This is a genomic window from Clostridium brassicae, assembly GCF_026738875.1.
Lineage (GTDB): Bacteria > Bacillota > Clostridia > Clostridiales > Clostridiaceae > Clostridium_H > Clostridium_H brassicae.
In genome coordinates this window covers 34731-56394 of the sequence record NZ_JAPQFJ010000011.1, presented here as the reverse complement: position 1 = coordinate 56394, position 21664 = coordinate 34731, and the positions used below count along the sequence as shown (strand labels likewise).

Below are 21664 nucleotides of genomic sequence, written 5' to 3'. Positions count from 1 at the left end.
TAATGATTATTTTATATTAATATTGAGTACAATTATATTTAAATAGATATTTTAAAATATCTATAATAATAAACTTAAATATAATTATAATTTAGCTTAGATAGTAAAAATTGCTTTATAAGGAGCGTAGTATAATGAAAATAACTTGGTTAGGTCATTCATCTTTCTTAATCGAAGACTCTAAGGGAAGAAGGTTATTAACTGATCCTTTTGATGAATCTGTAGGATATAAAATCTTTGATGAAGAAGTAGATTTGGTATCTATAAGTCATCATCATTTTGATCATGATTATATAGATAAACTTAAAGGTAATCCAAAAATTATAGATAAAGTAGGATTATTTAACTTATGTGATATTCCTTTAAAAGGAATTCCTTCATTTCACGATGATGTTAAAGGAACTAAAAGAGGTGAAAATATTATATTTGTATTTGAAATTGATGGATACAAAATATGCCATTTAGGTGATTTAGGACATGAACTATCACAAGATTATATAAATAAAATTGGAAATATCGATATTCTTCTTATTCCTGTAGGTGGAAATTATACTATTGATGGTAAAGCAGCAGCTAAAGTAGCTAAAGAAATTAATAGTAAAATAATTATACCTATGCATTATAAAACTCCTCATTTATCTTTTCCACTTGAAGGAGTGGAAACCTTTATTATAAATATGGAAAATGGTGAAAGAATAAATAATTGTTCTTTAATTATAGATAAAAATATTCTTGATAAAAATACAGTTAAAATATTAGATCCAAGAGAATAAAATTGCTTAGCAATTTTATTCTCTTGATACTCTTACAACTTGATCGATTTTCTTTAGTTCCCCTATAACGCTACTTACTTTAACATTTCTCGGTACTACTATTACGTATAAAGATTTTTTAAATAATAAATCTTCATCTTTTTCATCCACCAAAAATTTAGAGTCTTTTATAACTATATTTTTACTTTTAAAATAATTATTCAATCTTAAGGTTAATTCTTCATTATTATGATATTCTATTAAGAGTTTTACAGTAGAAACTTTTTTTAGCACCTTAAACTCAAATTTCTTTAAAGAAACCAAAGTAAAATAAACCACTCCTGTAGATACAATTGCTAAAAAATAATATCCCATACCTATAGCTATACCAATACACCCTATTGTCCATAAACTAGCAGCTGTAGTAAGTCCTTTTACTGAACCTTTCTCATGTATTATAGTACCAGCACCCAAAAATCCTATACCAGACACAACTTGAGCAGACATTCTTCCTATATCAGCTTTAATAGAGTTTGCCATCTGAGGATTTGCTCTTATAAGTTCCATAGTATCCCAAGCAATATAAAGTTGTATAATAGATATTATAGCCGCACCTACACAAACTAAAATATGGGTTCTAAGACCTGCTGGTCTATTCTTAAATTCTCTCTCATATCCTAAAAGGCCTCCAGCAAAAGCGGCTAATACTAATCTAAGAACCACTTCATAATTATTCATTATCTTTTTATATCTCCTTTTTCCTTTTTATTCTTATACATATTTTTGTCAGATATAGAAAAGACCTCATCATAAGATAATATATTGTCAGAACATACCTCACATATACCATAACTAAAACTTACTTTTAAATCATATATATTATTAATAGTTTTAGAAGAAAAAATTTTATTTATATTATCTAATAATTGCATAACTTCTTCTTTTGAATAATTTTTAAAGAAAATCGCAAACTCATCTCCTGATATTCTAGCACATATACTATTTTCTCCTATATTATCTATTAATGTTTTTGTAAATTCTTTTAAAACCTTATCCCCCATTATATGACCGTAAGTATCATTTATAGATTTAAATTTATCTATATCTATTAAAACAAATATTAAATTTAATTTATTATATTTAACATTTACTAATTCTTCATTGATTATATCTTTAAAAATTCGTCTATTATATATTCCTGTTAAATCATCATGGTTTACTAAATATCTTAATTCATCTTGAATTATAAAATTTTTTAGTACTATCTGCATCTCATTCTTTATATAATCCATTAATTCTAAATCATCCTTAGTAAACGCTCTATCCTCGTAAGAAGAATCCACATTTATTAATCCAATTAATTCATCCTCAATATAAATAGGAGAACTTAAAGTATATTTAATATTTAACGCCTTAAACTTATTCATTTTATCTTTATTTTCATCATTTAAATATTTCTCATCAAATTGAGCTGGATCTTTTATTATTGTCGTATTCTTAAAATTGTTATATTTATATAAATAACACTCTTCTCTGCTTAAGGACACTTCTTTTAGTTCATCACCAAATCCATTTATTGCTTTAAAGTAAAAGCGTTCATCTTCCTCTAATATAAGTATACTTCCTTTATCTGCAGCTTTAATTAAACTTACTGCAGCATTAAGCATAACCTTGTATAAATCATTTTTATTTTTTACTTTGTTAATCCGATTTCCTAAATTATAAAATTCATCCTTTATTCTATCTATTGAAATCAATCTATCCTTTGCTTTTTTCATCCAATAATGCTGAAGTAAAATTAAAGCTACTAATAATACAATAGTAAGATATAATCCATAATCCCTGACCATAACTCTATCCCCTTTTTAAACTGTTTTCTGTAGCATAATTAATCTATATTAGTAAAAACTACTTAGATAAATAAATTTGTAAAGGAGCACTTTAAATGCAAGGAAAAATACTCGATATAAACGACACGGATGCCTTTATAATTTTTGAAAATGGTGCAACTATGGATTTATGTACGTCACATCTTCCTCCTAATTCAAAAATCGGAGATAAAGTCAACATAAATACACCATCATTATCAATGGAAATAATCAATGATAAAATGAAAAACTTTTTTATTTAATTATAACACAATATAATAATATTACGACTTAATGGATAACGTCAGAGGAATAGGTTTTCTAAATATATGTAGTTATCCATTAAACCTTCAGCACGCAAAGAAATAGTCCTTGTTTAGAGAATAAGGAATAGTGCATAGTGAATAGTAAACAAAACCTTAAAATTAAAAGGTTTATAAAACATAGTTTAAATGCTGTAATTATACAAATGATATCTGTTTATAACGTTAATATTTATAAAAAAAGAGTCTGTGCTCCAGCTTATAGTTTAACTTTTTAGATAGTTAAATAAACATAAAACTTCATATAAATCCGCAAGCTACCGCTTTTAAGAGCTTACCAGCTCTTTTGTTTAAGTCAAAAACAAAGCTCATAATGAAAAATTAAATTTTCATTATGAGCTTATTCTTTTATTTAATTCAAAGATTTTCTGACACTAGGAGGAAAATCCTCCTTTACTATTCACTATTCTCTGTTCACTAATCACTACTATAATGTTGCGTCACAACATTATTATATTATTTATTTAATTCCTTAACAAAATTATTATAAAGTTCATCATACTCTTTTGATTCTCTTATAAAACTTTCCATTTTACCTTGTTCTAAACTCTCAACCATATCTAAATTTATTGGCATCTCAGCTAAAAGATTAGCACCTAAATATTTTGCATGTTCTTCAGATGGCTTTTTGCTAAATACTTTTATTTTATCTCCACAGGCTTCACATTTTATATAAGCCATATTCTCTACAACGCCCAATAGATTTATCCCCATCTTTTCTATCATGATTACTACTTTTTTAACTATCATAGAAACCATATCTTGAGGAGTTGAAACTACTACCATCCCTGTTATAGGAAGACTTTGCATTATTGTTAAAGCTATATCTCCTGTTCCTGGAGGCATATCAATTAAAAGATAATCTAATTCACCCCAAATCGTATCAGTATACATTTGGTTTAAAACTCCAGTTATCAAAGGTCCTCTCCATATAACTGGTTGTTCTTCTTCTTCTGTAAGAAGATTTAAAGACATTACCTTTACTCCACCTTCTGTTTGTATAGGCACGAATTTAACTTCTTCTGTACCTTCATGTTGGATTGCTTGAGCTCTTTGATTATTAATACCAAATACTCTAGGCATTGATGGTCCAGTAATATCGGCATCTAAAACCCCAACTTTATATCCATTTTTAGCAAGTTGAGTTGCTAAAATACCTGTTACTGTAGATTTTCCAACTCCACCTTTACCACTTATAACACCAATTATATTTTTTATATTTCCGTTTTTAGGAAATGTTTTTGAACATTCTTGTTCATTACATGTTCCTTTACTTGGACAAGTATCACAACTGCTCATTTTTATTCCTCCTAATCGTAGTATGAAAAATTAACAACAATATTATATCATTATATCTATTTTTATCAAATGCCAAAAACCTTAAAAATCTTTTGGTTTTTCACCTTTACTCATATTAAAATCCCATGAATTAAAATCATATTTATTAACAAAATAATACTTAACTTCTTTTTTAGTTTTCTTATTAAAAAAGGTAATTATACATTTATATAAATCATCCTTGTAGCCTTCAGTTAATATATCCATAGTTATTTCATACTTATCTCTTTCATCATTTTTTATTATCTCTGCATTTTTACTCAATTGTTCTTTAAATTCTTCTATATCCGTCGTTAAAACAAACTTCGCACCTTCTTCATCATTTATATCTATACCTATCTTTTGATCAGCACTTAAATCCTTACTATAATCTTCTAATGCTTTAAGCATAGAACCATAATAAACATCTTTAAATTCCTTTGGTATTCTTAAATTTAAAAAATTTTTTAAAATATCATCATCTAATCTTTTAGACACAATATAAACTTTACCATCACTATAAAGGTTTCCTGCATCACTTTTATCTAATCCTGCAACATATTTAAACTTATGAACTTTATCTATACTTTCATAAAGTTCAATATTATAATCAGGTTCTAAAGAAGTCTTTTTACTTACTTCTTTTCCTAACGATAAGATATTATATAAATCTTGTATGGATTTTTTATCTGTAACAATAAAAGTAAACCCTTTATCTCTTATATTTTGTATTATTACTTTGTTTATTTTCCCTTGTTTTATGTATTCAAAATCTTTATTTTGCATTCCAAGTTTCACCTTAAAAGCATCAATTTTGCTACATCCTAAAAATGTAGTATTAAAAATAATAGCCACCAAAACAAGTATAGTTTTAAACTTCTTATTCACAAATTTACCTCCTAAAACGTCAAGCGTCTTCTATAAACTGCTTCTTCTGATTTTATTTATATTAAAAAGAATAAGTCCTATTACTAATGTAAATATGGCAATAAATTGAGAAGTTGACAAAATTCCTACAGTTCCTCTTGGATCATTTCTCAAAAATTCTACAATAAATCTTCCAACACTATAGATTATAACATACATAGAAAAAACCTTACCATTTTTCCTTTCCTTTTTATCATACCATAATAAAAATAAAGCTAACCCAAAATCGAACATAGATGAATATAATTGAGTTGGATGAAGTGTAATATGATTAGGTGCAAATGGTGATTCTTTAAATATAACACCTATAGGTAAATGTGTTTCTCTTCCATAGCAACATCCAGCTAGAAAACATCCTATTCTTCCAAATCCTTGCGCTAAAGCTACACTTGGTGCTACTAAATCAATAGTTTTTAAAATACTCCATTTTTTTCTTCTGCAATATATTACTATACCTAAAACTCCCCCTATTATGGCTCCATATATAACAAACCCGCTTCCAAATTCCTTAATGATTGCTATTGGATTGGACTTAATATAATTAAAATCAGTTAATATATATAATATCTTTCCGCCTATAACACCTGAAATTATAGTAAATATAGCCATATCCCATAGCTTGTCCTCATCATAGCCTCTTGTTCTGCTCCTTTTATTTAAAAGTACAAGAGCAAATATTATTCCTATTGTTATCATAAATCCATATCCATAAACTTTGATGCCGAAAACTTCAAACAGAATGGGTTTCATTATCTTACCTCCTATAGTTTAAAATATATATTTTAATACAAAACAATAAAAGAAGCTTAAAGCTTCTTTTTTATTTTCCTATTATAAAATTATAATACTTAAAAAAAACTAAATCAATGAAATCTATAATTATGACTGATGTATTGTTATAGTCTGGACTATACTATCGAACAAAGCCTTAAAAGCTTCCTTAAAATCCTGATTTTTAACAAAAAAAGATATTCTAACTATCCTATCATCACTCTTTACAAAATATTCATTAGCTACATAATAAGTATCATTGGATAAAATCACATATCTAATCCAATATCCCTGTTTATTATCTATATTTATCTCTTTTATTTTATAATCTAAAATATTATTTTGTTTCATAGATATCTGTTTACTATTTTCTAAAAATTCTTGTAAATTATTTTTTATATTCCAAACTTGAATAACTCCATTTATTGCTAAGTCTTCAGCTTTAAAATTATTATGGTATATTATTTCTTTCCCTAGTGAATTTTCAATTTCAGTGTTCCACTTTTCGGGGAGCTTATAAGTTAACCATCCGTCTAAAGCTTTATATTCTTTTAAAGAGCTTATATTATTTTGTATAAAACTTACATATTTGATACGTTCCTCAAATAATTTCCCAATTCCAAAAATAGATATCATTAAAACAAAAACAATAACAACAATTTCTATTCTCCTTTTGTTTATTAATATAATTTTCATAAAACTCCCCCATATCCATTATAGTACATCCCACTAATATACTATATGAATGGAAATGACAAAATATTAAAACTAACTGCAATTTAAAGCAGTTAGTTTTTTATTTACATAACAGGTATCATAACCCTACAATTTTTAAAGTCATAAAACATTACCCAGTACCCTTTACTATGCATTTTATCATCATCATATTTTTTACAAGTCCAAGTAGTAAACCCTGTTGTTCCTCCAAAAGGTTGATCATAAACCATTTTTGTGCCAGGTATTGCATATACTAGATACTTCATATCTCCATTTGAATCACATTTATATCCAATAAGATAATGCCCTTGTTTTTTTATATAAGGATAATAATAACTCATAGGATAATATAACATATTGTATATCCTAAAATCAATTAATGGGTTTATTGTTTCAAGCTGTTCTACTGGTACCTTATACCATTTGCATTTGCCCATTTCAGGACATATATCATAAACTTCCTCAAGATCCTTAGCTAAATTCTTAAAAAACTTTCCTGTAGCTCCTAATGGATACTCATCTTTATCATCTTTGCCTATTTTATTTTTATCTTCTTTATTTTTATCTTCTTTATCTTCTTTACATTTATTCTTACTTTTTTTATCTCTTTCTTCACTTTTCCTATATTCTTCTTGTTTATATGAATTATCCTCTGTTTGATCAACCTGATTAATCGAATCCACATTTTCACTATGTTCATCTGTTTGGTCACTTAAATTTACTTCTCTATCCAACTCCACTTTTTCACTTGATTTAGCTACACATTTAGCTTCGCTATCAATATCATCTACTTCATTACTTGATTTGTTTAAATCATCAATATCTTTAACATCTTTATTTATGTTCTTAAATTTTTCTATGTCGCTTTCATATTCATCAAACATATTACTTTCTGTTGAATTTTTATTACTATCTATCTCATCTTGCATTTTTTCCTCTTGTATTCCTTTGGTACTTGTATCTTTTATATTTACTTCTTTATTATCATTGCTTACTTCAATGTCTTGTTCTATGTTCTTATCTACTTCAGAATCCCTAAATTTTTCTTTAGGCTCTATGATAGAGTAAGCTTTCCAGTTATCTAGCTTAACTCCATTTATGAACCCAGTTAAAGCAACACTCATATTAACATCTTTAAAATTTACTATACAAGCACCCTTTATTGCATCCATTCCTATGCCACTACTAGCTAAATTACTAACCTCATATTCATAAGAAACTTCTGAGCTTCCAAAATTATCTAAATTCATTTCTCCCAATTTAATTAGTTTTTTAGTATCTTTACTGTTGCATATTAACACCATATAGTATGGTTCTTTATCCTTTTTTAAGTTTTGAACATAGTATGATACCTTACATTTATCATTTTTCTTCTCTATCTTAGTATATCCTGTAGGAAATTTATTCACATCTGTTGAAAAACCTTTTTCATCTTCCTGTAATATAATAAAATATCTACTATAACTTTTTTTGGTAGCCAATCGTTTTCCCCCCAAAACAAACTTATTCATTATTATAATATATGCTTACTTTTAAAAAAATGAACTTTTTTTAGGAAAAACTATATCCAAACTTAATGTTTACTTTTAATCTTATTCCATTTAAATCTTATATTTATTACCTAGTTTAAATAAATACCATATAAAAATGAACATTATAAAACCCACATTTTTAATGTGGGTTTGTTGGCATTGTAAATCATATACTTCTATTCATTAATTAATTATTTCATATATTGAATTGCTTAGATTAGCAAACTCTTGAAGAGATAGCGTTTCTCCTCTTCTCTTTAAATCTATATTGGAATTATTAAAAGCTTTCTCCATATTACTATCAACTAAAAGATTAAGACTCTTTACAACGTTTCGTAATGTCTTTCTTCTCATATTAAAAGATTGCCTTACTATTTTGAAGAATAATTCTTTGTCCTTAACATCCACTCTAGGTTTATTTAACTTATCCAATCTTATAACTATTGAGTCCACTTTAGGCTGTGGTATAAATGAGGATGGTGATACTGTTCGTATTATTTTTGTATCACAATAATATTGCACCAATACTGAAAGTGAACCATATTCTTTACAGTTAGGCTCAGCATCTATCCTCTCTGCAACTTCTTTCTGAATCATAATTGTTAAAGACTTAAACTTATAATTTTCATTTAATATTCTAACTATAATAGGTGTAGTAACATAATAAGGAAGATTAGCAACTACCTTAACACTTTTTTCATCACCAATTATTTCATTAAAATCTACCTTTAAAGCATCCTTATGTATAATTTGAAAATTTTCAAAAGAAGCTAGTTCATTTTTAAGTATAGGAATAAGTTCTGAATCTAACTCAACTGCACATACTTTTTTTGCTTTCATTAAAAGTTCTTTAGTCAAAGTTCCTACACCAGGACCTATCTCAATAACAAAATCTTCTTTTGAAACCTCTGCACTTTCTACTATATCATCTAAAACAGTATCATCTATTAAAAAATTTTGTCCTAAGCTCTTCGTAAACTTAAAGTTATATTTTTTTACTAAATCCTTAGTATTCAACTTTTCCATCTTATATCTCCTTATTTACCTTATTTAAAGCAACTACAAATTCTTCTCTATCTATCCCATAGTTATTTAGCCTAGTAATAAATTGTGCAGAATTGCAATACCCTATACCTAATTCTTTTCCTAACATTTCTCTTCTTTTTTTAGAATCATCTTCACCTGTAAGTTTAAAGAAATATAAGTCTTGAGTATCAAAAAAACTTCTTTTTTCCTTAACTTCACATTTTGCATTTTGAAGAGCTCTTCTTATAGTCTCTGGAGAAGCATTTTCCACGCCAATATCGTCATCCTTCATTCCTTCTTGTTTCGTTATATACGCATGTTTAACTCCACTCACTCTTTTGGTTATTATTCTTCTTATCTTTTCTCCTGCAAAATCAGGATCTGTAAATATTATTACTCCCTGTCTTTTCTGAGCCTCTTTTATTCTATCTATCACTTTACTATTTATTCCAAACCCACCTACCGCAATCATTTCTGCTTCTACAGCTCTTTTAACTGCAGTTATGTCATCTCGTCCTTCTACTACAATAACTTCCTTTATCATCATAACAATAAAGCCTCCAAAAATTAATCTAAACAATATTACCTTCTTTATTATAAACCAAACAAATCTTTATTCAAATTATTTTTCATAATTTACTAATTATGCTTTTAAACAAAAGAAAAGAGCGCTTAGCGCTCTATTGTACAATATATACATTTAAATATCTAACTCCAAAATTATGAACCTCACTATCAGAATTAAAATACAAATCTATTCTATTTCCTTTAATAGCTCCACCTGTATCTTCTGCAATAGCATACCCATATCCTTCTATATACAATTTTGTTCCGAGTGGAATAACTGATGGATCAACAGCTACCGTACTGTATCCCCCTGAAGTTCTTTTTGTTCTAGTACCCGATGCAGTAACTCCAAAACCTCTATCTCCAGGTCTCTTACCTGTATCTTTGAAACTGGATGTATAAGCAGTAGCTCTCATCCTTATTTTTCTTAAATAAGATGTATCACCACGGGATAGCCTTACTGTTTTCATTGTTCCCATTGCAATAATCTTATCTTTAGGTTGCTGAATTACTGTTTGATTAACCATCTGTCTAGAAACTTCTTTTCCATTTTCATAAACAACTTTATATTGTATTTCTTTTTGTCCAGCTGTACCATCTTGTACAACCTTTTTGTATCCTTCTTTTAAATTACTATCTTTCTTTACTACAGTAGTAAATTCTAAAGGTTCAACTTTTTTTTCTATCTTAGAATTCACTCTAACTATCTTAACCTTAAGGCCTTCTCTAATAGTTTCTTCCATTGATGGTGAGATTTTATCTTCTTGTGAAAGTTTTACTCCTTCTTGTGACAGCATTTCCTTAACATTATCTGCTGTTGTAGCGACATTCTTACTTTTACCATCAACCTGTAGTTGGATATTAATAGCTCTTTCTATCTTTATGGTGTCTCCTGATTTTATCTTGCTTTTTAAGTCTGGTTCTACAATATCCTTGGGACCCAGTGCAATATTATTTTTTTCTAACACGTCTTTTACATCATTTTTATAAGTCATCACACTAATTTCTTTTCCATCGACTACAATATTCACACTCTTTTGCATTGTAAACATTCCAATAAGCGTACATATAAGAACTAGTCCAAATAAGAAAAGAATCTTAGGTCCATTTGAGAAGTAGGTCTTTATGTCGCTAGTAATTTTTTGTAACATAATTTAACCTCCTTGACAAAAGTGCCTAAATCATTATACCTTGAATTTCATTTTTCGTCAAATTCAGCACTTTTTGCCCTTATTCTGTGTAAATTATAATGCATCATATGCATAACTATTTTTTAATAGTGAAACACTACACATAATATTAATATTAGGACAATCTCAATTTTATGTTACATTATGAATAGCTTGTACATTTTATTATTTTTATTAAATAATTTTTTCTATATTATATATCATTTTCCTTTTTATGTCAATGAAATATGATTATTCCTTATCTAGATGTTAAGCATATTTTTAACATTATCTATAGTTATATGTTGTATATCTTCTATAGAAATCTGTTTAATTTCTGCTATCTTTTCTATTATGTATTCTATATACTCTGATCTATTTCTCTTTCCTCTATACGGTACGGGAGCCATATAAGGACAATCTGTTTCAACTAAAATTCTATCAAGAGGTACTTCCCCTGCTACCTCTAATATTTTTCTAGCATTTTTAAAAGTTACTACTCCAGTAAATCCAATATAGTATCCTAATCTTAAGCATTCACGAGCAAATTCTACGCTTCCAGAGAAACAATGAACAACTCCTTTTACCTCTGGAAATTCTTTCATTATCTCTAAAGTATCTTTATGTGCTTCTCTATCATGGATAATAACTGGAAGATTTAATTCTTTTGCAATCTCCATCTGTTTTCTAAAAGCTTTTTTCTGAACGTCTTTAGGAGGGTTCTCTTCCCAATAATAATCTAAACCTATTTCTCCAATAGCTTTAACTTTATCTTCTTTTGCAAATTTTTTTATTTCGTCTATAACCTCATCAGTAAATTCATAAGCATTTTCAGGATGTATTCCTACAGCAGCATAAAAAATATCATATTTTTCTGCTAACTTAACAGAATCCCTCATTCCTTTAGCAGAAGCCCCACAATTAAGAACACCAACAATACCATTTTTCATTAATTCTTTTATTACACTTTCTCTATCTTCATTAAAACTTTCATCATCATAATGAGCATGAGAGTCAAAAATCATCATAACTTCTATCACTCCTTTAGTAATTTACAATAAAGTTATATTGATGCAATCAATGTAGATAAAAATCCCATTATAAATCCAAGTAATGCGCCAAGCCAAGTTATAGCACTTAATTCTTTACTAGCAATCTCCAAAATAATTTCTTCTGCAAAAGAAACTTCAAAAGAATTTATTTTGTCTTCTACTATCTTTTTAATATTAAATGCTTCTATAAAATCTCCTGCCTTATTAGTAACAAACCTATCAAACATAACTTCTGATGCGTTTGAAGCTATTGTACAGATTTTCGTTTCTTTTCCTTCTGATATTTGATCTAAATTCATATTTAAAATTTTGTTTAGTGAACCATCTACATAAAAATATACTTTTTCTTCTATCTTTTTATTTTCTGATAAATAATCTATTCTACTTCTTATAAAATTCCTAAGAGTCTGTTCATAATCTAAGTCTAGATCTGTTAATATATCTTCTATAGACTCTTTATTACTTATTTTTAACTCTAACAATTTAATAATCTCATCAAACAATTTGTTATCTATAATTTTTTCAGTTATTAATTTACATAATTGCTTAATGCTTTTATCTTTAGATTCTTCAGACATACTAGAAAAAACATTTGAAGCTTTTCCTTCAAGTATCTTATCAAACAAATCATTAATAAATAATGCAATATTTTTTTGAGTATCCTCTTTGTCTAATTCATGTTCTATTACAGAAGAAATTTTTTCATATATAACATCTGCATTTAAAAACATTGCTATCATTGGATTTAGATTAGAACCCAGCATTCCTTTAATAGCGTCCTTTATTTTTTGATTTATCTTATCATCCTTAAGCATATCTTTTATTACCATTGATATATCATAATTTTTGTTATATACGTATACTTTTATTGTACTTACAATACTAATAGGTATTATCTCTTCTAACGTTTTATCACTATTTTCTAATTCATTAATCTTGCTACTTGTAAGTGTAAATAGTAAGTCTTTAAATTCCTGAGAATCTTTGTAATTCTTCATTTCAACATTTATTTTTTCTTTTAATTTTTTATAATTATCATTTTCTAAAAGTACTTGTGGTCTTTTAGAAAGTTCTTTTTTTACACCATTAATTATCACATTTTCTATTTCATTTTTAAAATTGTCCTTTTTTATAGTAGAAATTATTATGTTAGCTATTTTATTTTTAACAAAACATACTAGTTTTTCATAAGAAGCCCCAACTATTTTTTTTATCTGCTCTCCTAAAGATATTGAGCTTCGTTGAACCTCCATAATTTTGGCTTCAACCCATTTTTTAAACTTTTCATTTACCCCATTTGTCTTAAGAGCTTCCACCATAGTTTCATTAGTTAATAAATGACTTCCGATAGCTTCGCCTACACTCTTAGCAATTCTTCCTTGTTCTTTAGGAATAAGTCCTGGTGTAAAAGGCACTCTTATTCCTCCTATTCTTTTTTCATGGTGTGGTCTAAAAAGCATTTTAATAGCTAACCAGTTAGTTATGTACCCTATTACAGCACCTAATATTGCTGCGAAAATAAGCTTTTGTACCATATTATCTCCCTTTCTCTAGTTATTGTAATATTATAATTATACATCTCTTTTTTTTATTATCAAATTTAATATAACATAGTAAAAGCATACAGTGTTAGAACTATATGCTTTTACTATATTTTTATTTGAATTTTTATTTTAATTTGTAAAATATAATTCTAATTACTATTAATAATAATTATTTCCTACATGTTAGTAATTAATCATTCCAAAAACATATTATTTTTTAAAGATTATAGATTAAAGATTAAAACTGATTACTTATATACTTGAAATCTATTTGTATCTTGATACTGTACAGAATCTGAAAATGCAATATACAGTTCTACTATAAAATCTACAAATGGAATTACTACAGCAAGAATAATAAGTAAATTATCTAATCCAAAAGTTCTATAAAACATTACTTTCCAATATATTCCAAGAACAAATAAAACTAAAGGCCCTACAATAGGTATAAACGATATTAACCCAAACAAAATATATAGAGCACTTCTATCAATAACATGAAAGAAGATTACAAATTGTAGGATTGGTATAAATGCTATCCACTTATTATCAAGCCCTGCTTTCTCTGCTATTTTATAATAAACTAACGCCTGTATAAGATAAGTAAAAACAAATGTTAAGATTATAGTACTACTCCCCCAAAAAAAATACTGTCTGTAAATATTCATACTATATCCTTTCACAGAATTTTTCACTTATCAGTATATTAGTTATTAGTTGAAACTGTTACTGAATGATAAAATAATGTTGCATAACAACATTATTAAAAGAGGTTACAGTAAACTTACTATAACCTCTTTTATCTTAATAATGCTTATTCGTAACAATAATCAAAAGTACATTTAGGTAAGGAATCTTGCAATGCTTTTTTATCTACATCATTTATTTGATTATTAATTAATACGGCATATCTTAAATTAGTTAATTTTTTTAATGGGTTTATGTCTTTAACTTTGTTATTTGCTAACTCAAGCTGTGTTAAATTAGTTAAACCTCCTAAAGCACTTATATCGCTAATTTGATTACTACTTAAACCAAGCTCTGTTAGATTAACTAATCTTTTTAATGGACTTATATCTTTAATTTGGTTAACATTTAAATTAATCTTTTCCAGATTAGTTAATTCTCCTAATGCACTTATGTCGCTAATATAATTATAACTTAAGCCAAGAAATTTTAGATTAGTTAGTCCTTTTAATACACTTATATCCTTAGTCATAGTATTAAATAAATTAAGATTTTCTAATTTAGTTAACCCTTTCAGTACACTTAAATCCTTTATTTCGTTACCACTTAAATTAAGAGCTTTTAGATTAACTAATCCCTTTAATGCACTTATATCCTTAGTCATAGTACTAAATAAGCTAAGATTTTCTAAGTTAGTTAGTCCTTTTAGTATACTTATATCTTTAATTTTATCATTACCTAAATCAAGTGTTTTTAGATTCTTTAATCCTTTTAATACACTTATGTCTTTAATTTGATTGCTACTTAAATTAAGTGTTTGAAGATTAGTTAATCCATCCAAGGCACTTATATCTTCAAGAAAGACATTATCTTGTAATTTAAGAATCTTTAGTTTAGTGAATTTTTTTAATGCACTTATATCTCCAACTCGATCACTTGTTAAGTCAAGATTTTCTAGATTACTTGATTCTCCTAATGCCTCTAACCCCTTACCGTCATAACTCCAATTAGAACTCAAATTAAGGGTTTTTAATTTAGTTAACCCCTTCAGTGCGCTTATATTTTCAATGCTATTAAAACTTAAATCAATCTTTTCTAGATTGGTTAATTTTTCAATCCCCTCGATATTTTCTATATTTTGACACTTTGCATCTAAATAAGTTATTTTTTCAACATCACTTTTGTAAATAGTTCCTTTTGGCTTCATTATTACATATCTTACAGCTTCTTCTAAATATTTATCTTTAAATTTTACTATTGAATTATTATTTTTAACATTAAAGTGTACTTTCTGTTCCTTCTTTAATGCTTTACCTTTATTGGAATGTACTTTAGTTCCAACATTCAATATGTAACTTTCTCCTTTTGTATATCCCCCTTGTGGAGCTGTCACTATAACTGTATTATTATCTTCTCCCAACTTAATATCAGCATTTACTCTAGTACCCTTGCTATCCGTTACACTTATATTTTGTTTAGTTAAATCATCAAATTTAATTTCTTGTGTAAATTTAATTGTCCAACTTTTATTAGTATCTACTTCTTGGTTGTCCATAAAGTTTGCTGCTTTTACATTAGGTGCCATTAGTAAAAAAGTACTAAAAAGAGTTGCTATTAAGTATTTATTTTTCATTTTACATCCCCCTTTTATTTTTTTAGACAAACCCTCTTTACTTATTTTAATAAAAAGGAATAGTACATTCAGGTAGAGCATCTTCTAATGCTTTTTTATCTCCCTCACTTATTTGATTACTTGTTAAAATCATATATCCTAAATTGGTTAATTTTTTTAATGGGTTTATATTATTAACTTTGTTATGACCTAAATCAAGACGTTTTAAATTAGTTAAACCTCCTAAAGCACTTACATCACTAATTTGATTATTATTTAAACTAAGATATGTTAATTTAACTAATCCTTTTAATGAACCTATATCTTTAATCTGGTTATCATTTAATTCAATAAATGTTGGACTAGTTAATTCTCCAAACGCACTTATATCACTAATTTGATTATTATTTAAAACAATAGCTCTTAGATTAGTTAATTTTCCTAATACGCTAATATCTTTAGTCATAGTATTAGATAAATCAATATCATCTAAATTTTTTAATTCACTTAATACGCTTAAATTTTTAATTCTGTTGCCACTTAAGTTAAGAATTTTTAAGTTAATCAACCCCTTTAATGCGCTTATATCCTTAGGTGTAGTATCCTCTTTATTAAGAGTAACTAAATTAAGATCTTCTAAATTAACTACTCCTTTTAGTGCACTTAGATCATTAATCTTATTACCAGATAAATTAAGAGTTTTTAAATTAACTAATCCTTTTAATTCATTTAGATTACTAATTTGGTTGCTTTCTAAATTAACATCTTCTAGTTTATTTAAATTTTTTAATGCACCTATATCTTTAATTTGATTATTTCTTAAATTAAGTGTTTGAAGATTAGTTAATCCTTTTAAGGCACTTATATCTTTAATAAAGTCGTTACCTTCTAAATTAAGAGTTTTTAGCTTAGTTAATTTTTTTAATACACTTAAATCCTTAAGTTGATTGTGGCTTAAATCAAGATTTTCTAGATTAACTAATCCTTCTAATGCCTCTAAATCTTTAACATCATCAATGGGATTAAACCCTAAATTAAGAGTTTTTAGTTTAGTCAATCCTTTCAATGCATTTATATCACTAATATGGTTAACCCCTAAATCAAGCTTTTCAAGATTAGTTAAATTCTCAATTCCACCAATATCTGATATGTCTTTAACCTCTGCTTTTAAATAAGTTATTTTTTCAACATCACTTTTGTAAATAGTTCCTTCTGGCTTCATTGTTACATATCTTACAGCTTCTTCTAAATTTTTATCTTTAAAAGTTACTATTGAATTATTATTTTTAATATTAAAGTGTACTTTCTGTTCTTTCTTTAATGCCTTACCTTTATTGGAATGTACTTTAGTTCCAACATTTAATATATAGCTTTCACCTACCGTATATCCCCCTTTTGGAGATGTTACTATAACTGTTTTACCATCTTCTCCTAACTGAATATCAGCATTTATCCTATTCCCTTGAGTATCTTTTACAGTTATATCTTGTTTGGTTGAAGCATCAAATTCAATTTTCTCTGTAAATTTAATTGTCCAATTTTTATTAGAATCTACTGTTTGGTTGTCCACAAAACTTGTCGCTTTTACATTAGGTGTCATTAGTAAAAAAGCACTAAAAAAAGTCGCTACTAAATATTTATTTTTCATTTTATATTTCCCCCTTTACACCAAAAATTTTCTTCAATTTTTTACAAATATTTCTTTGATAATTATACCACATAAAACCTCATTTTGAATATAAATACATATTATCATATAACTATATAATTAATAAAAGGGCTGTCGCGTTAGCAAATTTTTTTATGCTAATGCGACAGCCCCTTATTTTTTACTTAGTTTAAAGATTTTCTTACACTAGAAGGAAAATCCTCCTTTACTTTTCACTATTCGCTACTATAATGTTGCGACGCAACATTATTCTATTATTTAACTTTACTTCCTGTTGGTAATTCTCCTGGATTTACTGCTATTAAACTTTCTTTATTGTCTGAAGCTGCAAGTATCATTCCTTGAGATAATTCTCCCATAAGTTTTACAGGTTTTAAATTAGCTACTAATACAATATATTTGCCTACCATTTCTTCTGGTTTATAATATTTAGCTATACCTGATACTACCTGCCTTATTTCTCCACCTAAATCAACTTTTAATTTAAGAAGTTTTTTAGCTTTTTTAACTGGTTCACATTCTAAAACTTTCGCTACTCTTAAATCAATTTTATCAAAATCTTCTATAGTAATTTCAGGCTTTATAGGTTCCATCTCTATTTTTTCTTCTTTTGGTTTTTGTTCTTCTTGTAACTTAGCAAGTTCTTCTAATTTCTTTTCAACATCTATTCTTGGGAATATTACTTCTCCTTCTCCAACTTTTGTTCCAGCCTTTGTTCCATCAAAAGAAGCTATACTATCCCATGATGCAAGATCTACATTTAATTGTTTCTTTATTTTTTGGCTTGTTTCTGGTAAAAATGCTGATAGCACTACTGAAACTATTCTTAAACTCTCTACTAAATTATATAAAACAGTACCTAGTCTTTCTTTTTTAGTTTCATCTTTAGCTAAAACCCAAGGCATAGTTTCATCTATATATTTATTACTACGTCTTACAAGAGCCCATATTTCATCTAAAGCTTCAGGTATTTTTAATTCATCCATTCTCTTTTCTGCTTTTGTTGGAGCTTCAAGAGCTATTTTTATCAAATCTTCGTCTATTTCTTCTTTAGCTGTAGGAGCTTGAATTGTTCCATCAAAATACTTATTTATCATCGCAATCGTTCTATTAACAAGGTTCCCTAAATCATTTGCAAGATCTGAATTTGTCTTTTTTATAAATATTTCACTAGTATAAAGTCCATCTTGTCCAAATGGTATTTCATGTAGAAGATAATATCTAACAGGGTCAGTTCCAAAATGCTCAACCAAAACTGTTGGGTCAACTACATTTCCTTTTGATTTTGACATCTTACCACCATCAACCAAAAGCCATCCATGACCAAATACTTGTTTTGGAAGAGGTATATCTAAAGCCATAAGCATTATAGGCCAATAAATTGTATGGAACCTTAAAATATCTTTACCTACGAGATGTACATTTGCTGGCCAATACTTATTATACAACTCATCATTTTCTTGATTATATCCAAGAGCAGTTATATAATTTGAAAGTGCATCTATCCATACATATATAACATGTTTGTCGTCAAAAGTTACTGGAACTCCCCAGTCAAAAGATGTTCTTGATACACATAAATCTTGAAGACCTGGTCTTAAAAAATTGTTTAACATTTCATTTTTTCTTGATTCTGGTTGTATAAATTCTGGATGAGTTTCTATGTGTTCTATAAGTCTGTCCGCATATTTAGACATTTTAAAGAAGTAAGCTTCTTCCTTAGTTTTTTCAACTGGTCTCCCACAGTCAGGACATTTTCCATCTACTAATTGAGTTTCTGTCCAAAAAGATTCACATGGAGTACAATATAAACCCTCATATTCACTCTTATAAATATCGCCTTGATCATATAGTTTTTTAAATATCTTTTGAACAGTTTCAATATGATAGTCATCAGTTGTCCTTATAAATTTATCATAATCTATATTCATAATCTTCCATAGGTCTTTTATATCTGCAACTATTTCATCAACATATTTTTTAGGTGTAACCCCTTTTGCTTCTGCAAGTCTTTGGATTTTCTGTCCATGTTCATCTGTTCCTGTTAAGAAAAAAGTATCATACCCAGTAAGTTTTTTGAACCTTGCTATAGCATCTGCAGCTACTGTAGTATATGTATTTCCTATGTGCAATTTAGCAGATGGATAATATATAGGTGTTGTTATATAATAACTTCCTTTACTCATTAAAATTCCTCCCTTTTTATATTTAAATTTTATATATGTTTTAAATTATTTTTGAAGTTAAAATCTTTAATATAATCTAATGTTATACTTAACTTTTTCATCACAGCACTAGTTTTTCTTTATTATTTATAAAATAAAAACGCCTCTAAACAGTTTATTTCTGTTTAGAGACGTAAAATTTACGCGTTACCACTCTAATTTGTTTTTGCCTCACGACAAACACCTTAATAAGTGACTCCTCAACTTAATAGCTAATTTTATCACCCTGCAGTATAACGGCTGCTTCCGTACTACCCTAATAATAGATTCAAGTAGTCTGCTCCGAGGCCATCTTCATAAACTTCCGTGACACTAGCTTTCACCTACCCTAGTTCTCTTTAGACACTTCTATTCACTACTCTTCTCTTCAATGCATTAATCTATAATTTATAATTTTTTAAAACTCTTATTTTAAATATTATGACATATAACTTAATATGTCAATATTATTGACCAAATTATTAATAATTATTCCAATTCTTATTTATCTTTTAGTTTTATACTTGTTATGAATAAATACACTTCCTAATGCTACAGTAACTGATCCTACAATACCCATGCTAGATATAAGCCTTGATGTTACATGTTTTGGCTTTTTAATTTGGCTATCTCTATGTATAAAACTTATTTGACTTAATAATTTATATATATCTTTTTTCTCTTCTTCACTTATATCTTCTCGTCTTAGTTCTTCTTGTAATATTTCACTTATCTTATCTAATGATTCATTATTTCTAACATGTATTTCCTTTTCATTTTCAAGCATAGATGATAAATATTTAATATATGAATACATTGAAATCCCTCCTAAAATAAATTTTCCAACATTAGAATATGTATCTATTATTCTATCCAATATTATACCTATTGACTCTTGTTTTAATCTAAGAGATTTAAATTTACCAAATTTTTTCAAACCATTTAAATTATCATTTAACATCCTTCCACCTCTTTTATCTATAATTACTCTATATAATCAGTTCTACTAATAAGTTCCATTTTATTCTATTATATTATTTCTATTATTCTATTACAATTTAATATTTTTCATTTATTTAATAATTTTAGAACTTTAATCTTTACAAATTTTTCTTTTAGTATATATTTTAAAATTGTAATACTTTCTTAACCATTATATAATGTAATTTTAGGACAATATACTTAAGTATATATAGTTAAATTTGTCATTTACAGTATAATTTTTTTGAGGTGATAATTATGAATAAAGTTTTAATTATAGAAGATGAGGAATCTATAAGAAAGTTTGTAAAATTAGTATTAAGTAAACAAGGATTTACTGTTATTCAGGCTGGAACTGGAGAAGATGGCTTAGAAAAAGTAAATATAGAAAACCCCAATATTATACTCTTAGATATAATGCTTCCTGGTATTGATGGTTTTAAAGTATGTGAAATAGTAAGAAAAGATTACCCTGATATAGGAATAATAATGTTAACTGCAAGAGGACAAGATATAGACAAAATTAAAGGTTTAGAATATGGCGCTGATGATTATATGGTCAAGCCTTTTAATCCATTAGAATTATCTGCTAGAATAAATTCATTATTAAGAAGAATTAATTCTCATGATAATAACGCTTCTGATATACTTGAATCAGGTCCATTTAAAATAGATATGAACTGCAAAATAGCTTTTAAAAATACTATTACTGTCAATTTAACTCCAAAAGAATTTTTACTCATGAAAATATTTATGCAAAATCCTAATAAAGCCTTAAGCAGAAATAAGCTTTTAGACCTTGTATGGGGATATAACTTTGTTGGAGATCCTAAAATAGTAGATGTAAATGTACGTAGACTAAGAAATAAATTAGAAGAAACTCCTTCGTCTCCAAATTATATTGAAACTGTTTGGGGTATGGGCTATAGATGGAAGGAGATTTAAT

At 27.1% G+C, this 21664-nt stretch carries 20 protein-coding genes and 1 other annotated feature; of the genes, 3 read left to right on the top strand and 17 right to left on the bottom strand.

The annotated features are described in order from the left end of the window. Positions 1 to 134 precede the first annotated feature (134 nt). Positions 135 to 773 carry an MBL fold metallo-hydrolase gene (locus OW729_RS11415; protein WP_268061637.1) on the top strand — a complete coding sequence of 213 codons (639 nt, stop codon included), beginning with the start codon at positions 135 to 137 and terminating at the stop codon, positions 771 to 773. A 15-nt stretch (positions 774 to 788) separates the two neighbouring features. On the opposite strand, the gene OW729_RS11410 is transcribed toward OW729_RS11415, so the two are convergent. Next, on the bottom strand, positions 789 to 1490 hold the full coding sequence (locus tag OW729_RS11410; protein WP_268061636.1) for an MgtC/SapB family protein: 702 nt from the start codon (positions 1488 to 1490) through the stop codon (positions 789 to 791). After that, the gene (locus tag OW729_RS11405; RefSeq protein WP_268061635.1) at positions 1490 to 2602 is read right to left on the bottom strand and encodes a sensor domain-containing diguanylate cyclase; all 1113 of its coding nucleotides are present in this window, start codon (positions 2600 to 2602) and stop codon (positions 1490 to 1492) included. The genes OW729_RS11410 and OW729_RS11405 overlap by 1 nt, the downstream gene beginning before the upstream one ends. Before the next feature lie 95 nt (positions 2603 to 2697). Between OW729_RS11405 and OW729_RS11400 the strand changes: the two genes are divergently transcribed. Next, positions 2698 to 2883, top strand: a complete 186-nt coding sequence (locus tag OW729_RS11400) for a hypothetical protein (RefSeq protein WP_268061634.1) — start codon at positions 2698 to 2700, stop codon at positions 2881 to 2883. A gap of 516 nt (positions 2884 to 3399) precedes the next feature. Here the strand turns inward: OW729_RS11400 and OW729_RS11395 are convergent. The 15 genes from OW729_RS11395 to OW729_RS11325 all read right to left on the bottom strand — a co-directional run bounded on the left by OW729_RS11395 (position 3400) and on the right by OW729_RS11325 (position 20698). Continuing rightward, a complete protein-coding gene (locus tag OW729_RS11395; protein WP_268061633.1) occupies positions 3400 to 4242 on the bottom strand; it encodes an Mrp/NBP35 family ATP-binding protein in 843 nt (280 codons plus the stop codon). 81 nt (positions 4243 to 4323) lie between these two features. Continuing rightward, entirely contained in the window at positions 4324 to 5148 is an 825-nt protein-coding gene (locus OW729_RS11390; protein WP_268061632.1) for a hypothetical protein, read from the bottom strand. Positions 5149 to 5178: 30 nt separating this feature from the next. Then, the gene (locus OW729_RS11385; RefSeq protein ID WP_268061631.1) at positions 5179 to 5937 is read right to left on the bottom strand and encodes a prolipoprotein diacylglyceryl transferase; all 759 of its coding nucleotides are present in this window, start codon (positions 5935 to 5937) and stop codon (positions 5179 to 5181) included. Between the two features lie 129 nt (positions 5938 to 6066). Continuing rightward, entirely contained in the window at positions 6067 to 6654 is a 588-nt protein-coding gene (locus tag OW729_RS11380) for a PsbP-related protein (RefSeq protein ID WP_268061630.1), read from the bottom strand. 104 nt (positions 6655 to 6758) lie between these two features. Further along, a complete protein-coding gene (locus OW729_RS11375) occupies positions 6759 to 8156 on the bottom strand; it encodes a midas domain-containing protein (RefSeq protein ID WP_268061629.1) in 1398 nt (465 codons plus the stop codon). Between the two features lie 234 nt (positions 8157 to 8390). Continuing rightward, the gene (gene rsmA, locus OW729_RS11370; protein WP_268061628.1) at positions 8391 to 9233 is read right to left on the bottom strand and encodes a 16S rRNA (adenine(1518)-N(6)/adenine(1519)-N(6))-dimethyltransferase RsmA; all 843 of its coding nucleotides are present in this window, start codon (positions 9231 to 9233) and stop codon (positions 8391 to 8393) included. A gap of 1 nt (position 9234) precedes the next feature. Further along, entirely contained in the window at positions 9235 to 9777 is a 543-nt protein-coding gene (gene rnmV / locus OW729_RS11365) for a ribonuclease M5 (protein ID WP_268061716.1), read from the bottom strand. 136 nt (positions 9778 to 9913) lie between these two features. After that, positions 9914 to 10951: a ubiquitin-like domain-containing protein gene (locus OW729_RS11360; protein ID WP_268061627.1), complete on the bottom strand. Its 1038-nt coding sequence runs from the start codon at positions 10949 to 10951 to the stop codon at positions 9914 to 9916. A 281-nt stretch (positions 10952 to 11232) separates the two neighbouring features. Continuing rightward, the gene (locus tag OW729_RS11355; protein ID WP_268061715.1) at positions 11233 to 11994 is read right to left on the bottom strand and encodes a TatD family hydrolase; all 762 of its coding nucleotides are present in this window, start codon (positions 11992 to 11994) and stop codon (positions 11233 to 11235) included. A gap of 38 nt (positions 11995 to 12032) precedes the next feature. Next, the gene (locus tag OW729_RS11350) at positions 12033 to 13556 is read right to left on the bottom strand and encodes a DUF445 family protein (RefSeq protein WP_268061626.1); all 1524 of its coding nucleotides are present in this window, start codon (positions 13554 to 13556) and stop codon (positions 12033 to 12035) included. A 257-nt stretch (positions 13557 to 13813) separates the two neighbouring features. Further along, a complete protein-coding gene (locus OW729_RS11345; protein WP_268061625.1) occupies positions 13814 to 14233 on the bottom strand; it encodes a DUF5684 domain-containing protein in 420 nt (139 codons plus the stop codon). Between the two features lie 146 nt (positions 14234 to 14379). After that, the gene (locus OW729_RS11340; RefSeq protein WP_268061624.1) at positions 14380 to 15885 is read right to left on the bottom strand and encodes a leucine-rich repeat domain-containing protein; all 1506 of its coding nucleotides are present in this window, start codon (positions 15883 to 15885) and stop codon (positions 14380 to 14382) included. A 46-nt stretch (positions 15886 to 15931) separates the two neighbouring features. Next, positions 15932 to 17512, bottom strand: coding sequence for a leucine-rich repeat domain-containing protein (locus OW729_RS11335; protein WP_268061623.1), 1581 nt, complete (start codon positions 17510 to 17512; stop codon positions 15932 to 15934). Between the two features lie 275 nt (positions 17513 to 17787). Next, a complete protein-coding gene (gene metG, locus OW729_RS11330) occupies positions 17788 to 19719 on the bottom strand; it encodes a methionine--tRNA ligase (protein WP_268061622.1) in 1932 nt (643 codons plus the stop codon). 163 nt (positions 19720 to 19882) lie between these two features. Continuing rightward, positions 19883 to 20138 (bottom strand) — a binding site (T-box leader). 104 nt (positions 20139 to 20242) lie between these two features. Continuing rightward, positions 20243 to 20698 carry a hypothetical protein gene (locus OW729_RS11325; protein WP_268061621.1) on the bottom strand — a complete coding sequence of 152 codons (456 nt, stop codon included), beginning with the start codon at positions 20696 to 20698 and terminating at the stop codon, positions 20243 to 20245. A gap of 278 nt (positions 20699 to 20976) precedes the next feature. On the opposite strand from OW729_RS11325, the gene OW729_RS11320 reads away from it, so the two are divergent. Then, entirely contained in the window at positions 20977 to 21663 is a 687-nt protein-coding gene (locus OW729_RS11320) for a response regulator transcription factor (RefSeq protein ID WP_268061620.1), read from the top strand. The last annotated feature ends 1 nt before the right edge of the window (position 21664 follow it).

Bases quoted from the DNA above. Each gene is read 5' to 3' on its own strand.
- OW729_RS11415 (WP_268061637.1), top strand. From the start codon at position 135: ATGAAAATAACTTGGTTAGGTCATTCATCTTTCTTAATCGAAGACTCT.
- OW729_RS11410 (WP_268061636.1), bottom strand. From the start codon at position 1,490: ATGAATAATTATGAAGTGGTTCTTAGATTAGTATTAGCCGCTTTTGCT.
- OW729_RS11405 (WP_268061635.1), bottom strand. From the start codon at position 2,602: ATGGTCAGGGATTATGGATTATATCTTACTATTGTATTATTAGTAGCT.
- OW729_RS11400 (WP_268061634.1), top strand. From the start codon at position 2,698: ATGCAAGGAAAAATACTCGATATAAACGACACGGATGCCTTTATAATT.
- OW729_RS11395 (WP_268061633.1), bottom strand. From the start codon at position 4,242: ATGAGCAGTTGTGATACTTGTCCAAGTAAAGGAACATGTAATGAACAA.
- OW729_RS11385 (WP_268061631.1), bottom strand. From the start codon at position 5,937: ATGAAACCCATTCTGTTTGAAGTTTTCGGCATCAAAGTTTATGGATAT.
- OW729_RS11380 (WP_268061630.1), bottom strand. From the start codon at position 6,654: ATGAAAATTATATTAATAAACAAAAGGAGAATAGAAATTGTTGTTATT.
- rsmA (WP_268061628.1), bottom strand. From the start codon at position 9,233: ATGGAAAAGTTGAATACTAAGGATTTAGTAAAAAAATATAACTTTAAG.
- rnmV (WP_268061716.1), bottom strand. From the start codon at position 9,777: ATGATAAAGGAAGTTATTGTAGTAGAAGGACGAGATGACATAACTGCA.
- OW729_RS11360 (WP_268061627.1), bottom strand. From the start codon at position 10,951: ATGTTACAAAAAATTACTAGCGACATAAAGACCTACTTCTCAAATGGA.
- OW729_RS11355 (WP_268061715.1), bottom strand. From the start codon at position 11,994: ATGATTTTTGACTCTCATGCTCATTATGATGATGAAAGTTTTAATGAA.
- OW729_RS11350 (WP_268061626.1), bottom strand. From the start codon at position 13,556: ATGGTACAAAAGCTTATTTTCGCAGCAATATTAGGTGCTGTAATAGGG.
- OW729_RS11345 (WP_268061625.1), bottom strand. From the start codon at position 14,233: ATGAATATTTACAGACAGTATTTTTTTTGGGGGAGTAGTACTATAATC.
- OW729_RS11340 (WP_268061624.1), bottom strand. From the start codon at position 15,885: ATGAAAAATAAATACTTAATAGCAACTCTTTTTAGTACTTTTTTACTA.
- OW729_RS11335 (WP_268061623.1), bottom strand. From the start codon at position 17,512: ATGAAAAATAAATATTTAGTAGCGACTTTTTTTAGTGCTTTTTTACTA.
- metG (WP_268061622.1), bottom strand. From the start codon at position 19,719: ATGAGTAAAGGAAGTTATTATATAACAACACCTATATATTATCCATCT.
- OW729_RS11325 (WP_268061621.1), bottom strand. From the start codon at position 20,698: ATGTTAAATGATAATTTAAATGGTTTGAAAAAATTTGGTAAATTTAAA.
- OW729_RS11320 (WP_268061620.1), top strand. From the start codon at position 20,977: ATGAATAAAGTTTTAATTATAGAAGATGAGGAATCTATAAGAAAGTTT.